Origin of the sequence: Lysobacter sp. Hz25, from assembly GCF_046097045.1 — a bacterium.
In the GTDB taxonomy this organism is placed as follows: domain Bacteria; phylum Pseudomonadota; class Gammaproteobacteria; order Xanthomonadales; family Xanthomonadaceae; genus Lysobacter; species Lysobacter antibioticus_B.
Genome location: NZ_CP175666.1, coordinates 3,655,151 through 3,673,439 on the forward strand (window position 1 = coordinate 3,655,151; position 18,289 = coordinate 3,673,439).

The window sequence follows — 18,289 nt, forward strand, 5'->3', positions numbered from 1 at the left end:
CCTTCTTGGCAAACCGGCTTTGATCAAGATAAGTCTTTGATCAGTAGAAAGTTAGATTCCGACATAATTAACGCAAGAAAATTACCAGCTCTGTAGTTTTCTTCCTGCGGGCTGACTCCGAGGCCATGACACTGTGACGCTCAGCCACAATTTGATCACATCCGTTATAGAGCTCTCTTATGGACGGATGATCCGCATTGCTAACAACTGCCCTAGCCCCACGAGATACAGCGCGCATTAGTGCAGACGCTAAACGCTCCTGATCGGACCAAGAGAACAACCTTTCATTATATTTAACGAACCCATTATTATTGTGTTTAACTGTATAAGGTGGATCGACATATAAAAAATCTCCAACCCCGCACTCGTTAACCACCTTTTCAAAGTCCCCCGACACCAATCTCGCACACTTCAATCGAGAGGCGACGGATCTAAAGTCATCTGTATCCAAGACGACGGAAGACTTTGTGCCAACCGGGACATTGAAGCACCCTTGCTTATTGACACGATAAAGGCCATTGAAACACGTTCGATTCAAATAAATAAATCTAGCTGCGCGCCCAACAGCGGTTACCGGCCGCTTATTACGCATTTCGTAGTAAAAATCCACGTCATGTTTTCTATGATACTTCTGCAGCAAAGAATAGACGCTCTTCCAATCTTCTTTTATCGTGCGATATGCTCCAACCAAATCACGATTCGCATCATTCAGAAGAGCTTTTCCTGGATTAACTGAAAAAAATACTGCGCCACTTCCAAGAAACGGCTCGACATATCTCACAGCCCCGTGAAGGTCGATGACCTCCCCATAATTGTTCGCAAGCCATCTTTTTCCTCCTGCCCACTTTAGGAATGGCAGAACAATTTGAGAATTACTCATCCCGCCCTCCAACAGAATCATAGTCAAAGGAATTAACCCGCTCTTGAAGAGTGGTTGCTATCGAGTCAATGAAAGAAAAGTCTGTCGGCTTATAGTTCCTTTGCTCCGCTGCGTGCGCCGGTATGCGGCGCAACTCATTTATTCGAACCATCCAATCCAAGTTTTTTGCCTGCCCTTTAACTCCTGGCTCTGGAATATCCAGAACCGACTTAAACAGCAACCAATTCTCTTTCAATTCAGCAACACGCTTCAACTCGATAAAATCCAAGTAAGTCTCTAGTGGAAGGCGGCTGTCACTATCTTCCTCCAATGACTTTGTATAGGCCTTGGCTTTAACGTCCTTTATTGAAACACCCTTTTCCCAGTATGCATTACGATCTTCGCCGTACATTCTGCGAAACACGGTGAAAATATGTTTCTGCACCAAGATACTAATTTGCTGTATTTGCTCATCCGCAGTCCGACGAAGCTCCTGAGATTGAGATTTCTCCCAATCATCATATCCAGCTGGTTTAAATTTTGGTTCAGCCTCGCGAATTAGCTTAGCCAATCGATGAAATAGTTCTCTCGGACCGCCGCTACCAAACTGCACACTTAGCAGAGCATCTGCTTGGTCTCCCATGATGCCATCCAGTACCGGTCCAAAGAGTTCGCTGACCGCCTGCATCAACGATACTTCCCCCTCTGTTCGAAAGGAGGCCCCATCACGATGCTCAATATAATTAATAATTTCAGCGAGAAGTAAAGTAAGCGCCTGGATAGATTCATTCGTGCAAAGTTTTCCGGGTCGTCCCAGCTCCCACTTGGCAAGGGCAGTATCGGCCACCAATCTAAAATATGAGTTTAGTACCTTATGGGCTCGCACTAACGAAGCATTATCGGTACGTCCGCATAATACTCCGGGCTCATACTGGTTCTTTTGAATCACGCTCCCTAGGAGACCCGAGCGCCTAAGCCCGAGCTTTATCTGAGGTACAGTCAGACAAACCTTGGGAGTTCCTTTTATCCCTTCGGCAGAGAAGCGCCCATATAGAGGACTTGACAAGTCGCGATTCATTTTGTGAATCAATCTGGCTGCTAATGCACCAATTCGCTCAGCAGGATTATCAGACCCCCACTTGAGCTGTCCCTCCAGATCATCGAGTAAGTTTTTAGGAACCGATTTTTGCTCGTGATTAATACTCACAAACATCGCAGCCTCCTGCTCTTTCGAGATTCCCTCAAAAGCGACCACCACGAGTTTCTGATCGAGGAATTCGTCACCTAAGCCAGCATAGCCGTAAAGACGATGCTGCCCATCTATTATCCACGCTGATTTATAAGTATTGGGAAGATACAAGCTTCCAAAATGTACATCGGCGACAGTATCTTTTTGGAGGATATCAAACCTCGGGGACTTGGCAAAATTTATCAAAAGATTGTTAGGGAAAGTTCCGCCATCTTGAATATATTTACCTATGGCCTTCAGGCGATTTTTTTGTATCAAACGCTGATAAGTGGGATGCCCCTCAGGGTCATCCAGAGTTCTATGATTAACAAATGAAATCTTCAACAAGTGGCGCGGCGTGATAACAAACGAGTAAAAATACCTTCCACCCAATTTTCCACGCGTCGCAGGAACCTTCGTGTCGGAAAGTTCAGGAATGGCCTGATCTTTAAGGAATTCCGCCAAAAATTGAAATCTTGCAGCTTTGCCCAAGTGATCAGCCAACTGCGTGTAATACGGCAACTCGTTCTCTGTAACCCTTCTTATTTTGGCGACCTCAGCACGCGCCACATCTTCCTCTGACCAAACCACGTTCTCGGTAACAATGAACCACAGAATTTTTGGCTTATAGTCCTTTCCGTAAAATAACTTTATAGAATTTGCGATCTCCCCCTTTCTAGCTGAAAAGTCTTCGATTACATCGCGAAGACTCTTCTTTTTTAGCCTATCGAGCGCAATACACTCTGTGACAACGACCGTCTCGTCGTCAGAAGCAAACACGTCAACATTCTTCTCCGAAGGCTCCTTCCCCCGCCCCTTTAGTAGTATCCGAAACTGATGACCCGAATTCAGTTCCGAGTAGCCCATCTTATATAATAGAACCCACCAAAGATTCTTGAGCCGCTCAGAAACCGGCCTATCCTTTCGAATTACATAGGAGCCTTTAAGCTTACGATGGAAGAGCCAGCCCTGCTCCAGAAAGTCGTTAAGTTCATCCGCCTTTGCGCGCCGCTGTTCAAATTTTGAGTTTCGCTTTCTGTACTCGCGCCTGAGATCAGTTGCCTTGTCAAAAAGCGGCCAGAGAAGCGCCTCAGATGTTTGCTTTGACTTCGCCTTTCCCATTCCTTGCTCCATAGCGATTGGTTAGCGCAGCGAAAATCATTCCATGCATCCAAAAACTTGTTGTGTGCGATCGACCAACAAGGATTGCTGCGAAGAACTCTTGTTCAACATCTCTTAGGCCGTACCTCATCTGACATTGAACGCTCCTTGCCATAGCGTTGCATTCAGCTCCTGGCCCCAATTTTGCCAAGCATTACATATGAAGAATGGGCCAGATAGTGTGTAACGGCTACTGCGCTGCCTCACTGTAGATTGGCCGACTGCATGATCGTTTTCCGTTTTGGCCTATCGCAATTTGGCAGCCACTAGATTTAGAGAACTTGGCTCATGCCGGCCAATCCGATTTCATCACCCCATCATCCTGGGCCCACCCTGCCCCATGACACCCTGGCTCCGCGCCTGCTCCTGCTGCTCTCGCTGCGTCTGATCGCTCTGCGCCAACCGCCTCGTTTCCACTTGGCGGTAGCGGTCTTCCACCGGGGTCGACAGCGCGTCGGCGGTCTTCATGCTGGCGAGGTGCGCGGCGGGGTCGGGATTGGCGTGGCCGACACGGTAGAGGTGCACCATCTCGCCCGGGGCCAGGCTCGCGCTGAGTTGGTTGAAGACCAGGCGGATGTCGTCCTTGGGGTCGAACTTTTTCTCCACCGCCAGGGCCAGGGCGCTGGCGGTCATGCGCTCGCTTTGTTGATCCCAGGGCTTGCCGACGTGACGGTCGAGTTGCTCGACGGCGCCGCGGACTTTTTCGTACAGGGCGTGATCGGGGTGGTCTGCCGAGCGGCCCTCCCCCGCCTATTCCTCGAAGCGAGTCAGGCCTTCGCGATTGCGTTCGTAATGCCGCAGCAGCGGAAACGGCGGCAGCCAGGATTCGCGGCGCACGGTCCACAGCTCGTAGGTCGGCTGGAACTGATCGGGGGCGTCCAATGCGCCCAGGTTTACTTCGATTTCGTCGCCACTGCGGCCGAATACGGGCGAGCCGCAGTTCGGGCAGAAATGGCGGCCTCTGTAGTCGCGGGTTTCGCCTTCGACGGCGACCGCCTCTTCGGGAAAGATCGCCGAGGCATGGAACAGGGCGCCGTGGTGTTTGCGGCAATCGAGGCAGTGGCACAGGCCGACCCGGTAGGGGCGGCCCGTGGCCACGATGCGGACGTTGCCGCACCAGCAGCCGCCGGTATATCGATCCATGGGGCACCTCGTTCGAAGTCGACCGAGGCCCTGTTTACGACGAACACTGCGGCGCTGCAACCGCTGGCCGCGAGAAGCGCTTCAGCCGCGCCAGTTGGCGTGCGTGCTCCAGAACGCGACGCTGCGGCGGTAAGCCTCGCGGTCGAGCGATACGCCGGAACCGCCCTCTTCCACGCCCAGGGCGTTGCGCATCATGGTGATCGGGGCCATCGGGGTTTCGACGGGTTCGGCGGTGTACATGCAGCCGACCACGCCCCAGTCGGCATCGGTGACGGTGCCTTCCTTGGCCAGTTGTTCGCGGCTGTAGAGGATGACGATGAGGTACTCGGCGACCGGCGGGTCGAGGTCTTCGAACCAGCGCACCAGCACCGGCAGTTCGTCCTTGGTGCGGGCGTCGTAGTCCGAGCGCAGCAGGTGGCGGTTGGCTTCGGTGATCGGCACCGCCAGGCAGCGGGTGCTGGTCCAGTTGCGATGCACGTGCAGTTTGCAGAACGGGGCGTAGCCGTCGAGCACCTGCAGCGGCGGCGCCTGGTTGAGGTGGCGCTCGAACTGTTCGGGGGTGATGTCCTGGATGGTGTTGCGGCGCGGCTCGCGCGGGAACAGGCGGGCGCGGGCGAAGTCGGTGAGGATGATGGTCATGGCCGCATTATCGAGCAGCCGGGGCTTCGGGGCATGGCGATGGCGGGCCGCGTGGTGCGGCGTGCTGGCGCGGCGATCTGCTGCGCCCTCACCCCTGCCCCTCTCCCGCAAGCGGGAGAGGGGTTCTGAGCGTGGGCTTGGCGAGTTGGCGACTTCAGTCCCTGCGGAAGAAGTCCAGCGTCCAATGCAGCAAGGTGCCCGAGCCACCCGGCACGTCGTCGGTGACGCGCAGCTTCCACGTGCCGTTGGCGACTTTGTCGGTGAGGTCGAGGGTCTGTTCCAGGCTGGGGTTGATCGGGCCGTTGCTGTGGTCGCGCAGCAGATAGGCCTGGCCGTCAGGTGCGATCAGTTCGACTTTAAGGTCGGCCCGGTGCGGGTGGTTGAGTCGATAGACAATGCGCGCGATGCCGCCGTTGCCGTTCAAGCCGGCAATGGTCAAGGGGCTGTCGACCACGGCGTAGTCGTTGATGAGGTAATCGGCCGGGTTGGCGAACTGCGCGCGCGGGCGGCCGTCGTAGGCACCGCCGTAAGTGGCCATGACGCTGGCGCCGCTCATGTCGGTGCGGGCCTTCAAACGCAGGAAGTAAGTCACCGGGAAGTCGGCCTGCGGGGTGCGGTCGACCCGGCAGAAGGTGCTCCAGATGCCGCTGGTGCGGCAGTGGTAGTCGGTGTCGGTCGGCGGTGCGCCTTCGCGCACGTACAAGGTGCCGGCGCCCGTGCCGGGGCCGAACTGGGTGTTGAGGTAGAAATCGGGCGCGCTGCCTTCGGGCTTCATGATGTTGAACAACAGCGACTCGCCCGCTTTCAGGGTCAGGCCGACACGCGTAAGGTCGTTGGCCAGGCGGTTGCCGTCGATGTAGGGCAGCACCGTCAGCTGCACCGGCAAGCGATGGGTCGCCGATGCGGCGGTGGCGACCACGGCTGCCTCGTAAGTCCCGGCCGGTGCATCGGCGGAGGCGGTGAAGGCGATGCTGGTGGGGCCGTAGGGGTTGACGATCGCCGGGCTGAAACTGGCGTTGACGCCGGGCGGCAGGCCTTCCATCGAGAACGCGATGGGCTGGTTCCAGGCGTGCAGCGGCCGTGCGTTGATTTCCAACCAACCGCTGATGCCTGCTTGTTGGGTCACCGCGACGAGGGCGCGGCTGCGGCCGACCGTCCACAAGGTGAAATCGGGCTGCGGGTTGACGTAAAGATCCAGCGGCAGGCTGCGGGTGATGGCGCCCGAGGTGCCGGTGATGGTCAGCGGGTACTTGCCTTGCGCCGCTTGCGCGGAGGCCTTGAAGGTCAGGGTCGAGTTCACCGCCGCCTTGGCGCCCGGGTTGACCGGGTTGATGCCGAAGGTCGCGGTGACGCCGGCGGGCAAGCCGCTCACGCCCAGGGTCACCGGCTCGTTGAAGCCGTTGCCGGTGACCGTGACCGGCAATTGGCTGCTGCCGCCGATGTGGGTGATGTGTTGGGTGCCGGCGATGCTCACCTTGAAACCGGCATCGGCGGTGACCGTGAGGTTGGCGGTGGTGCTGCGTACGAGCTTGTCGTACCTGCCGCTGACGGTGATGGGATAGGTGCCGGTCGGCACCCCGGCTGCGACGGTCAGGGTGAGTTTGGAACGCGCATTGCCGCTGGGGGGCGGGCTGATCGCGGCCGGCGAGAAGCTGGCGGTGACGCCCGCGGGTAGGCCCGATGCGCTGAGCGTGGTGGGCCGGCTGAAGCGGTCGATGCTGGTCACCACGACGTAGGCGAAGACCGAGCTTTCGCGGCTGGTGGCCACGTTGCCGGGGTCGATGCCGAGGCTGAAATCGCCGAAGGTGCTGGTTGCCGATGAAGCTTTGGTTTGCGCATGAGCGCCGGTCGTCGTCGCCAACGCCAGCAAAGCAATGACGCAGGCATGCCGAGCGAACGCGCGCAGCCGCTGCAGGGGGATAGCCATGTGGCCACTCCTGAAAGATGAGGGTGAAAGATGACCGGGCCGCGATGGCGGCCGGCGACGTAACGCGCGGCGATACCTTGACGCGCGGCGATCTTGGCAGAACGCCTATCGGCCTAATGAGAAAGCCGGCATGGTTTTAGATGCGTGAACGGGCTTGCGGCACGGTCTGAGCGATGGTTTGCGGGCGGCGCTGCTTTTGGCTTTCGTGCGGGCCGCTGTTTGCCAGCCTGCGTTGTGGGGTTGGCGTGATATGCGTCGCGGATTGGGCTGACGCTGTATTGGGAGCGATGCGCGGCGTTTGGATGGGTGGAGAGTGCGGCGAGCGGGTGTTTTGTTTTTCTGCTGAAGCTAACTATTGCCTGGACGGGTAAAAGCGGCCGCTTGCAAAGGAAGAAACTGCGGCGGGTGGCTACGGCAGCGGCTTCGGCGGTGGCAACTGGAAGTTATTGCATGCTCTGGTAAAGGCAAATCCCCCCTACCCCCCTTTTTCAAAGGGGGGGAAAGCATGGGGCGACGGCAACTACGGGCAGAACTCGTCCCCTCTAAAAAGACCCGGGCAAACTCGCCCTCTTTTAAAGAACCCGGGCAAACTCATTCCTTTGAAAAGATCCGGGCAGAACCATCGCCCCCTTTGAAAAAGGGGGCAGGCGCCTGCGTGGCGTGTTTGAGGTGGATGCAGCTGCGCCGGGGGATTTGCTCTGGCTTCTATCGCAGCAGCCACTCCACGCAGCCCCTCGCAATCGAATCGAACAGGCCAAAAAAAACAGGCCCGCATCGGCGGGCCTGTTCGGGGTCGGCGATGCGCCGCGCTTACATGTTGCGACGGTATTCGCCGCCCACGTCGTACAGCGCGTGGCTGATCTGGCCGAGGCTGTGGGTCTTCACCGCTTCCATCAGGCTGGCGAACACGTTCTTGCGGTCGCGCGCGGCGGCCTGCAGGTTGCGCAGGCCTTCGCTGGCGTAGGCGTTGCGGCCCTGCTGGTACGACAACACGTTGTCGATCTGCTGGCCCTTCTCGCCTTCGGTCGAACGGATCAGTTCGATCTCGGTGACGATGTCGCCGCCGTGGTCCTTCGGCAGGAAGGTGTTGACGCCGACCAGCGGCAGGCTGCCGTCGTGCTTCTTGTGCTCGTAGTACAGGCTCTCTTCCTGGATCTTGCCGCGCTGGTACATGGTGTCCATGGCGCCGAGCACGCCGCCGCGTTCGCTGATGGCTTCGAACTCCTTGTACACGGCCTCTTCGACGATGTCGGTGAGGTAGTCGACGGCGAAGCTGCCCTGCCAGGGGTTCTCGTTGAAGTTGAGGCCCAGTTCCTTGTTGATGATCATCTGGATCGCGACCGCGCGGCGCACGCTTTCTTCGGTCGGGGTGGTGATGGCTTCGTCGTAGGCGTTGGTGTGCAGGCTGTTGCAGTTGTCGAACAGCGCGTACAGGGCCTGCAAGGTGGTGCGGATGTCGTTGAACTGGATCTCCTGCGCGTGCAGGGAGCGGCCGCTGGTCTGGATGTGGTACTTCATCATCTGGCTGCGCGGGTCGGCGCCATAGCGCTCGCGCATGGCGCGGGCCCAGATGCGGCGGGCGACGCGGCCGATGACGGTGTACTCCGGGTCCATGCCGTTGCTGAAGAAGAACGACAGGTTGGGCGCGAAGTCGTCGATCTTCATCCCGCGCGCGAGGTAGTACTCGACGATGGTGAAACCGTTGCTCAGGGTGAAGGCGAGCTGGCTGATCGGGTTCGCGCCGGCTTCGGCGATGTGGTAGCCGCTGATCGACACCGAATAGAAGTTGCGGACGTTCTTGTCGACGAAGTACTGCTGGATGTCGCCCATCATGCGCAGGGCGAACTCGGTGCTGAAGATGCAGGTGTTCTGGGCCTGGTCTTCCTTGAGGATGTCGGCCTGCACGGTGCCGCGCACGGTGGCGAGGGTGCGGGTCTTGATGGCTTCGTAGGTTTCGGCGTCGACGACCTGGTCGCCGGTGACGCCGAGCAGCCCCAGGCCGAGGCCGTCGTTGGTCTCGGGCAGCAGGCCGCTGTATTGCGGGCGCTTGCGACCGGCGAACATCGCTTCGATCTTGTCGTGGGCGGCGTCCCAGCGGGCGCCGTCCTCGCGCAGGTACTTCTCGACCTGCTGGTCGATGGCGGTGTTCATGAACATCGCCAGCAGCATCGGCGCCGGGCCGTTGATGGTCATCGACACCGAGGTGGTCGGCGCGCACAGGTCGAAGCCGGAGTACAGCTTCTTCATGTCGTCCAGGGAGGCGATGTTGACGCCGGAGTTGCCGATCTTGCCGAAGATGTCCGGACGCACCGCCGGGTCTTCGCCGTACAGGGTGACGCTGTCGAACGCGGTCGACAGGCGCGCGGCCGGCTGGCCGACGCTGAGGTAATGGAAGCGGCGGTTGGTGCGCTCGGGCGTGCCTTCGCCGGCGAACATGCGGATCGGGTCTTCGCCGGTGCGGCGGTACGGATAGACGCCGCCGGTGTAGGGGTAATAGCCCGGCAGGTTTTCCTTCTGCAGGAAGGTCAGCAGCTCGCCCCAGCTCTTGTAGGTCGGCGCGGCGATCTTCGGGATCTTCTGGTGGCTCAGCGAGTCGCGGTAGTTCTCGACCCGGATGACCTTGTCGCGGACCTTGTACTCGTTGACGTCGTCGGTGATCGACTTCAGGCGCGCGGGCCAGTCGCGCAGCAGCTTGAGGGCTTCGGAGCTCAGCGACTGGACGGCGTCGTTGTAGCGCTGGCGCAGGGTGATGAGGGTGCGGTCGACGGCGATCGGGCCGCCCTCACCCGCGCCTGCGGCGCGACCTCTCCCGCCAGCGGGAGAGGTGCTCTGCTCTGCCCCCTCTCCCGCCTGCGGGAGAGGGCCGGGGTGAGGGCCCGAAGCCAGCAAGGCTTCGGCTGCGTACAGGTCGAGCTGCTTCGGCAACTCGGGGTCGTCGAGGTCGTGCAGGGATTGCCAATACGATTGCGCGCGGTCGGCGACGTCGGCCTGGGTCTCGATCTGGCGGTTGATGCCGCGGCCCTGTTCGGCGATCTCGGCGAGATAACGCACGCGGCTGCCGGGGATCAACACGGTGGCGCGCGGCTCCTTGAGCGAGGTGTCGACGTCCGGCGTCCACTTCTCGGCCGGCAGCGACAGCTTCTCGCGCAGCAGACGGCACAGGTTGACGAACATCCAGCTGATGCCGGGGTCGTTGAACTGGCTGGCGATGGTCGGGTAGACCGGGACGTCCTCGTCCTTGGTCTGGAAGGCCACGCGGTTACGCTTCCATTGCTTGCGCACGTCGCGCAGCGCGTCTTCGGCGCCGCGCTTGTCGAACTTGTTCAGCACGACCAGTTCGGCGAAGTCGAGCATGTCGATCTTCTCGAGCTGGCTGGGCGCGCCGAAGTCGCTGGTCATGACATACATCGGGAAGTCGACCAGGTCGACGATCTCCGAGTCGGACTGGCCGATGCCGGCGGTTTCGACGATCACCAGGTCGTAGCCCAGGCCGCGCAGGAAGCCGATGCAGTCCTTGAGCACGGTGTTGGTGGCCGAGTGCTGGCGGCGGGTGGCCATCGAGCGCATGTACACGCGCGGGCTGCGCAGCGAGTTCATGCGGATGCGGTCGCCGAGCAACGCGCCACCGGTGCGGCGGCGGGTCGGGTCGACCGAGATCACCGCCATGCGCATGTCGGGGAAATTGGCCAGGAAGCGGTTGAGCAGTTCGTCGGTCACCGAGGACTTGCCGGCGCCGCCGGTGCCGGTGATGCCGACCACCGGGGTCTTGCCGCCGGCGAGCTGCCACTGCTTGCGCAGGTGGGCGAGCTGGGTTTCGTCGAGCAGGCCCTCTTCGATCGCCGAGAGCATCTTGCCGATGGTGATCTCGTCGTCGATGGCGGCCGGCTTGTCCGGCGTGGTGTCGGCAATGCGGCCTTCGCTGGCGCGGCGGATGACGTCTTCGATCATCGCCACCAGGCCCATGTGCATGCCGTCGTTGGGGTGGTAGATGCGCTCGACGCCGTAGGCCTGGAGTTCGCGGATTTCTTCCGGGGTGATGGTGCCGCCACCGCCGCCGAACACGCGGATGTGACCGGCGCCACGCTCTTTGAGCATGTCGACCATGTACTTGAAGTATTCGACGTGGCCGCCCTGGTAGCTGGACAGGGCGATGCCGTCGGCATCTTCCTGCAGCGCGGCGCGGACCACGTCCTCGACCGAGCGGTTGTGGCCGAGGTGGACGACTTCGGCGCCCTGCCCCTGGATCAGGCGACGCATGATGTTGATCGCGGCGTCGTGGCCGTCGAACAGGCTGGCAGCGGTGACGAAACGCAGCGGCGTGGCGTCGGGCTGTGCGGCAGGAATGTTGGCGGCGGTCGTGCTCATGGGCATCTCGGTACGCAGTACGGGCTGTGCGTATTGTAGCTCCGGGCGGCAGTTCCGGTCTGGCGGCCGGCCGTGCGGGGGCGAACGGTGGGCGCGCGAGCGGGTCCGGACGCGCGGCTTTGGGGTAGGAGCGGCGCAAGCCGCGACCGCGTACAGGCCCGATAACGACGCAAAGATGAAGGCTGGCACAGTCGTTGTGGCCGATGCGGAACGCCGTCCGGTTGCAGGTGGCGACGGCGCGATGATGCGGGGACGCGGTCGCGGCTTGCGCCGCTCCTACTCCGATCTGCCGGCCTTTGTAGGAGCGGCGTAAGCCGCGACCGCGTGGTTACAGATAGCGACGCGGGTGCGGGCGATGGCGCGGTCGCGGCTCACGCCGCTCCTACAAGGAAAGTCCTGCAGGAAGGCCGTAGCGACGCGATCGTGCAGGTACGCGGGCGCCGCTCGTGACCGAAGGAAATACAGTAGGACGCCGCTCCTACCCTTAAGCCGAAGCGTGTCTGAACGTCGGACGCGGCCAAGTCAACAGCCGCCGCGGCAGCGGCGTTGTCCTCGGTACCGGCGGGTGGCCGCCGGGTTCGAGGAGAACGGTATGACTATGCGTCCTTTGATGGTGGCGGCGGTGCTCGGGGTGGCATCGCTCGCAGGCGTGCATGCGCCGCAAGCGCAGGCGCGTGCGTATGTGGATGTGAACGTGCGGGTGGCGCCGCCTCCGCCGCGCTACGAGCGGGTGCGGGTGCGTCCGGGTTATGTGTGGGCGCCGGGGCATTGGCGCTGGGACGGCCGCGGTTATCGCTGGGTCGGCGGCCACTATGTCGTGGCGCGCCGCGGTTACGTGTACGTAGGGCCGCGCTGGCATCCCTATGGGCCGGCCTGGCGTTTCCGCGATGGCTACTGGGCCCACCGCTGATCTGCGCCGAGTGCTGCTCTCGCCGGCGCGACTTCCGCCGGGTGTGACGCGTCGCGATATTGGACGCGTCACACCTTCCGCTGTCGCCGCATTCCTTCGCAGCGCCTTCGATGTTTCAGGATTTGACCGCGCGCGCGATGGCGTTGCGGCGGTCGGCGTTGCCGGCATCGGACCGGTGCAGGTCGAAACTCGCGGTGGTGGTGGCATGGCCGAGCGCGCGCGCGAGCGTCGCGGCCAGGGTCGCGCGGTCGTCTTCGAAGCCGCCGTGCGAGGTCGTGGTCGAGGCATCGGGCGAACCCTGCGGCAGGCCCGCGGTCGGCGCCTGGACCCAGTCGATGCGGCCGCTGTCGATCAGCTCGCGCAGTTCGGCATTGCCCTGCTCGCCGCCTTTTTCCAGGAACCGCGCCATGCCGAGCAAGGGCGTGCCGTGGCGGTAGGCGCGGTTGATCCAACTGCGCGCCTGGGTTTCCAGCGCATGCGCGACCAAGTACAGCAAGGACTTGTGATAGATGTCGGCGCAGTCGTCGTCGTTCTCGGCCTTGTCGGTCAAGGTGAACAAGGACAGACGCTTGATCGCGCCGCTGCGCAAGGCCGGGGCATAGGTCTGCAGGAACAGCTCGACTGTGATCGCCGGCGCCCACAAGGCCACGCTTTCGATCTTCAGGCCGAGGCCGCGCATGCCGACCGCCGGGCCGTCCGGCACGATGCCGTCGCAGGTCAGCAACTGCACCAGCGGCGCGAACAACACCGAGCCGGCACTGTGTGCGGTCAGGTGCAACTCGACACTGGGATCGTGGTCGATCCATTCGCCGAGCAGGCGCGCGACCAAGGCCGCGCCGCCGGCTTCCTGGGCGCCGCCGTTGGCCAGCGCCACGCGTGCGGTGGTGGCGAGCAAGGCGTTTTCCTTCATCTCGTCCCACAGCAGCTTGCCCCCGGCGACGCGCGCCAGCGGTTCCAGGGTGTCGTCGAGGCGATCGAGCAGCAGGTCCTTGGCCTTGTCGACGATGCCCTCGCTGCGCGGCCGGGCGACGTCGCGCAGGATGTTGCCCAGGGTGCTCCAGACGTCGCTCTTCCAGACGAAGGCGAGCGGATAGACCTGCCGGTCGAGCAAGGTTTCGCGGTAATCGGCGACGCGCTGGATCGCGCTCTGCTCCGGCACCAGGCCGCCATGGGCATACAGCATGACGCGCTTTTTGTTCCAGCCCGCGGTGATGCGCGGCAGGTCGTCGCGGATCAGGTTGCGGACGTTGTCGAGGGTGGTGCCGAAACGGCCGCCGTCGCGCAAGGCGCCGTCGTTGCCGAGGCTGACGATGTGCGGGCGCAGATCGGCCTGCGAATAGCCGGTGGACTGGCGGGCGACACTGGAATGATTGATCGCGCTCGACTGCGCCTTGTGCAGGCGCACCGGCACCGCGAGCCGCGCGACCCACACGTCGGTGCCGCGCTCCAGCCATTCGTCGTAGCTGATATAGCCGTAGCCGCCGTGGCCCCAGTCCTTGCCCCAGGAGTTCTGGATCCAGAAGCCGCCTTCGTCGTAACCGACGATGGCGAAGGCGTGATAGCCGGCGAGTTCCTGCTGCGCCCAGACGATGCGGCCGCGCGCCGGGTCGTCCCAGCCTTCGTGCACCGCGCTCGATGCGTACAGCACGCCGACTTCGGCGAAGGCTGCGTGCATCGCCACCAAATCCTTGTGATTGACTCGGAAATACGCGCCGAGCGGGCGTTGCGCGGCGTCGCGGGCGCGCGCTTCGGTGTAGGTCTCCATCGCCGTGCCGGACCGGTAAGGCCAGACCTTGTCCGTGCACACGCCGTGGTGGTGCCAGCCCTTCATGGCGCCGCGGCAACTGGAGCCGGAATAGCTTTCGCCGCGCCATTCGTCGTAACGGCGCGCCATGTCGTAGAACATGCGGGTGCTGACCGCGGCCAGCTTGGCGCGCGGCGCGCGCTTGCGCAGCAGAGCGTGGGCGACGGCGGCCAGGCCGAACGCGGTGCAAGCGCCTTCATCGCCCTGGTCGAGCACCGGCAGACGCAGTTTCAGGTGCTCCGACAGCGGAATGCGCACCGGCACGTCGATCAGGGTCGGCTCGAACATGCGGTCGCGAAAATCGGCGGTGTCCGGACGCGCATCGAGCAAGCGGCGCCGCGCCGCACTGCGCGCGACCCGTCCGGCACCGGCCTTCGGCGTGACTTCGAGTTCGGACTCCTCGAAGGCCTCGTGGCGAAGCGTGGTGCCGGTGCGTGCGCGGCGCGCGGTTTTGCGGGCGATGGCCATGACGGGTCCTGATAAATATCGATTCGCAATGCAGAAAACGGCCTGGCCGCGCCGTGGCGGACAAAGGTCCGCAGCGAACGCGGCGGGCTCGGTGGCGCCCGACGCGGATCGGCGGCGAAACGACAACACCGGCAAAGCGCGCGCCGCGGGCTCGGTCGCGGCCCGGGCCGGCCGACGCGCAGCGATTGTGGCGGCGCGAGTCGGTCGCGCCGATGACAGCCGCAGCCGCGTCCGCCATGGCGATCGGCGCCTGCGCGACGCGCTGGCCGAACGCGCCGAAAGCGGCCGCAAACCCGCCTGCGCAAGCCCTCACACGGCCGTTTCCAGCCACGATTGCCCCGGCCCTGCAATACCTAGCCGTATTGCCCGATTGCTTTAGACTACGGCCCCTACGGCGGGCCCCTGCGGTTGCGGCGTACAGGCGAATCCATTTCCATTCAACGACTTACCACCACCAGGCGTCCTTAGCGCTTCGCGCAATGCCGCGCCGGTCCGGAGCACCCGATGATTTTCGAAACCCTCGACACCTTCGGCCACGAGCAGGTCGTGTTCTGCCATAACAAGGACGCCGGCCTGAAGGCCATCATCGCGATCCACAACACCGTGCTCGGCCCGGCGCTGGGTGGCCTGCGGATGTGGCCGTACAAGACCGAGCAGGACGCGCTCAACGATGTACTGCGTCTGAGCCGCGGCATGACCTACAAGAACGCGGTCGCCGGCCTCAACATCGGCGGCGGCAAGGCCGTGATCATCGGCGACCCGGCCGCCGACAAGTCCGAAGCGCTGTTCCGCGCCTTCGGCAAGTTCGTCGACTCGCTGGGCGGCCGCTACATCACCGCCGAAGACGTCGGCATCGACGTCAACGACATGGAATACGTGTATCGCGAGACCGAGTACGTCACCGGCGTGCACCAGGTCCACGGCGGTTCGGGCGATCCCTCGCCGTTCACCGCCTACGGCACCCTGCAGGGCCTGATGGCGGCGCTGAACAAGCGCTTCGGCGACGAGGAAGTCGGTAAGTACAGCTACGCCGTGCAGGGCCTCGGCCATGTCGGCATGGAATTCGTGAAGCTGCTCAAGGAGCGCGGCGCGAAGATCTTCGTCACCGACATCAACAAGGGCCTGGTCGACAAGGCCGTGTCCGAGTACGGCGCCGAAGCGGTGGGCCTGGACGAGATCTACGACGTGCCTGCCGACGTGTACTCGCCGTGCGCACTGGGCGGCACCGTCAACGAGCAGACCTTGCCGCGCCTGAAGGCCAAGATCATCTGCGGCGCGGCCAACAACCAGTTGGCCAACAACGCCATCGGCGACGAAGTGTCCAAGCGCGGCATCCTGTACGCGCCGGACTACGCGGTGAACGCCGGCGGCGTGATGAACGTGGCGCTGGAACTCGACGGCTACAACCGCGAGCGCGCCATGCGCATGATGCGCACGATCTATCACAACCTCGGCCGCATCTTCGAGATCGCCGAACGCGACAGCATCCCGACCTACACCGCCGCCGACCGCCTGGCCGAAGAGCGCATCAGCGCGATCGGCAAGCTCAAGCTGCCGATGGGCCGGTCGACGCCGAGCTTCCGCGGACGCATCCGCAGCGGCCACTGAGCCACACCACGACGGGGCCCATCGGCCCCGTCGTCGTATCTGAGGTAGGGGTTCGCCCCGCCGCTGCGTTTTGCTGAATGCGCGCCGGCGCGTCGCCAGGTCACAGCACTAACGCGGCTTCCACCACAATCCGTGCAATGAACGGGATGCTCGCCATGCGCAAACATTTCATCGCAACCGTCGTGATCATGGCCGTCGCCGTCGCCGCCCAGGCCGGTGAAGCGGCACGACCGGCCCAGGCTCATAGCGAAACCCTGGACTACGAGCGCCAGGAGCAGTGGCAGGCCGCGCGCGACAAGGCGCAGTCGCCGATCGACATCGTCACCGCTTCGGCGATCCCGGCCGCCGACAACGAGCCGCGGAGCCTGGAATTCACCCATACGCGCAGCGCGATCGACTCGGTCGAAGACAACGGCCACGCTGTTCAGGTGGACACTCACCTGACCGAGGCGACCATCCGCGGCCGTCATTTCACCCTGAGCCAGTTCCACTTCCACGCCCAGAGCGAGCACACTCTCGACGGCAAGCACTTCCCGCTCGAAGGCCACTTCGTGTTCAAGGCCCAGGACGGACGCCTGGCCGTGGTCGGCGTGATGTATGCCGAAGGCGCCGCCAATCCGGTCGCCCAGCAGGTGATCGACGACCTCAAGCCGGGCAAGCGCGAAGCCGCACCGGCGCAGCGCGAGATCGATATCGAGGCGCTGTTACCGAAATCGCATGCTTACTATCACTACCTGGGCTCGCTAACGACCCCGCCGTTGTCGGAAAATGTGGAGTGGTACGTGCTGCCCGCGCCGGTGACGATGTCGAAGGCGCAGATCCAGGCGTTCCTGTCCCATTACCGCCGCAACAACCGCAACATCCAACCGCTCAACGGGCGGCCGCTGATTCGTTACGAGGGCTGATATGCGCAGTTTTCCCCTGGGTGAAGAGATCGATGCACTGCGCGATGCCGTGCGCCGTTTCGCCGAAGCCGAGATCGCACCGCGTGCGGAGCAGATCGATCATGACAACGCGTTCCCGCAGGACCTGTGGCCGAAACTAGGCGAGATGGGCCTGCTGGGCATGACCGTGCCGGGCGAATACGGCGGCAGCGAGATGGGCTATCTGGCGCATCTGGTGGCGATGGAGGAAATCTCCCGCGCCTCCGGTTCGGTCGGCCTGTCCTACGGCGCGCACTCCAACCTGTGCGTATCCAACCTCTATGCCAACGGCAACGAGGCGCAGCGCGCGAAGTACCTGCCGAAGCTGTGCAGCGGCGAGTGGAAGGGCGCGCTGGCGATGAGCGAGCCGGGCGCGGGTTCCGACGTGGTCGGCTCGATGAGCTGCCGCGCCGAGCGCAAGGGCGATATGTGGGTCGCCAACGGCAACAAGATGTGGATCACCAACGGCCCCGAGGCCGACGTGCTGGTGGTGTATATGCGCACCGCGGGCAAGGATGCCGGCAGCAAGTGCATGACCGCCTTCATCGTCGAGAAGGGCATGAAGGGTTTCAGCACCGCGCAGAAGCTCGACAAGCTCGGCATGCGCGGCTCCAACACCTGCGAGCTGGTGTTCGAGGACTGCGAGATTCCGAACGAAAACGTGCTCGGCGAAGTGCACCACGGCGTCAAGGTGCTGATGAGCGGCCTCAACACCGAGCGCCTGGTGCTGACCGGCGGCCCGCTGGGCCTGATGCAGGCCGCGCTCGACATCGCCCTGCCCTACGTGCGCGAGCGCAAGCAGTTCGACGTGGCGATCGGCACCTTCGGCCTGATGCAGGGCAAGATCGCCGACATGTACACCGCGCTGCAGTCGAGCCGTGCCTTCGCTTATCAGGTGGGACGCGACTTCGACGCCGGCTACAAGAGCCGCGTCGATGCGGCCTCGTGCCTGCTACACGCCTCCGACGCCGCGGTGCAAGTGGCGCTGGAAGCGATCCAGACCCTGGGCGGCAACGGCTACATCAACGAGTACCCGACCGGCCGCATCCTGCGCGACGCCAAGCTGTACGCGATCGGCGCCGGCACCAACGAGATCCGCCGCATGCTGATCGGCCGCGAGCTGTTCGACGGCAAGAGCTGAATCTCGGGGTGTTTGGGTAAAGCAAAACGCCGTCGCGGTTGCGACGGCGTTTTTGTTTGGGGCTGCAGTTTTTCTGTACGTCCGTGGCATCGGTGCATCGTCGTGGATGCTTG

General features: G+C 62.6%; 12 protein-coding genes. 4 read left to right on the plus strand and 8 right to left on the minus strand.

The genetic code is table 11. The features are described from left to right. Positions 1-67: 67 nt before the first annotated feature. The 7 genes from ACKN61_RS14980 to ACKN61_RS15010 form a co-directional block, all read right to left on the minus strand. Complete coding sequence (locus ACKN61_RS14980; protein ID WP_408950210.1) at positions 68-880, minus strand: DNA adenine methylase; 813 nt, start codon at positions 878-880, stop codon at positions 68-70. Then, positions 873-3,209 carry a DGQHR domain-containing protein gene (locus ACKN61_RS14985; RefSeq protein WP_408950211.1) on the minus strand — a complete coding sequence of 779 codons (2,337 nt, stop codon included), beginning with the start codon at positions 3,207-3,209 and terminating at the stop codon, positions 873-875. Before ACKN61_RS14985 ends, ACKN61_RS14980 begins: the two co-directional genes overlap by 8 nt. A 348-nt stretch (positions 3,210-3,557) precedes the next feature. Further along, a complete protein-coding gene (locus ACKN61_RS14990) occupies positions 3,558-3,959 on the minus strand; it encodes an XVIPCD domain-containing protein (protein ID WP_408953833.1) in 402 nt (133 codons plus the stop codon). Positions 3,960-3,998: 39 nt separating this feature from the next. Beyond that, positions 3,999-4,391, minus strand: a complete 393-nt coding sequence (locus tag ACKN61_RS14995; RefSeq protein WP_408950212.1) for a GFA family protein — start codon at positions 4,389-4,391, stop codon at positions 3,999-4,001. Between the two features lie 81 nt (positions 4,392-4,472). Continuing rightward, on the minus strand, positions 4,473-5,030 hold the full coding sequence (locus tag ACKN61_RS15000; protein ID WP_408950213.1) for a DUF3228 family protein: 558 nt from the start codon (positions 5,028-5,030) through the stop codon (positions 4,473-4,475). 154 nt (positions 5,031-5,184) lie between these two features. Next, a complete protein-coding gene (locus tag ACKN61_RS15005) occupies positions 5,185-6,957 on the minus strand; it encodes a proprotein convertase P-domain-containing protein (protein WP_408950214.1) in 1,773 nt (590 codons plus the stop codon). Between the two features lie 810 nt (positions 6,958-7,767). Further along, positions 7,768-11,322, minus strand: a complete 3,555-nt coding sequence (locus tag ACKN61_RS15010; protein ID WP_408950215.1) for a methylmalonyl-CoA mutase family protein — start codon at positions 11,320-11,322, stop codon at positions 7,768-7,770. Positions 11,323-11,914: 592 nt separating this feature from the next. Here ACKN61_RS15010 and ACKN61_RS15015 point away from each other — a divergent pair. Further along, entirely contained in the window at positions 11,915-12,232 is a 318-nt protein-coding gene (locus ACKN61_RS15015; protein WP_408950216.1) for a YXWGXW repeat-containing protein, read from the plus strand. 115 nt (positions 12,233-12,347) lie between these two features. Here ACKN61_RS15015 and ACKN61_RS15020 read toward each other — a convergent pair whose 3' ends face one another. Next, complete coding sequence (locus tag ACKN61_RS15020) at positions 12,348-14,504, minus strand: C1 family peptidase (protein ID WP_408950217.1); 2,157 nt, start codon at positions 14,502-14,504, stop codon at positions 12,348-12,350. Positions 14,505-15,008: 504 nt separating this feature from the next. Between ACKN61_RS15020 and ACKN61_RS15025 the strand changes: the two genes are divergently transcribed. From ACKN61_RS15025 to ACKN61_RS15035, 3 genes are all read left to right on the plus strand, one after another. Then, complete coding sequence (locus ACKN61_RS15025; RefSeq protein ID WP_031373366.1) at positions 15,009-16,112, plus strand: Glu/Leu/Phe/Val dehydrogenase dimerization domain-containing protein; 1,104 nt, start codon at positions 15,009-15,011, stop codon at positions 16,110-16,112. A 137-nt stretch (positions 16,113-16,249) separates the two neighbouring features. Continuing rightward, positions 16,250-17,017, plus strand: coding sequence for a carbonic anhydrase (locus tag ACKN61_RS15030; RefSeq protein ID WP_408950218.1), 768 nt, complete (start codon positions 16,250-16,252; stop codon positions 17,015-17,017). Between the two features lies 1 nt (position 17,018). After that, complete coding sequence (locus ACKN61_RS15035; RefSeq protein ID WP_408950219.1) at positions 17,019-18,176, plus strand: isovaleryl-CoA dehydrogenase; 1,158 nt, start codon at positions 17,019-17,021, stop codon at positions 18,174-18,176. Positions 18,177-18,289: the final 113 nt, after the last annotated feature.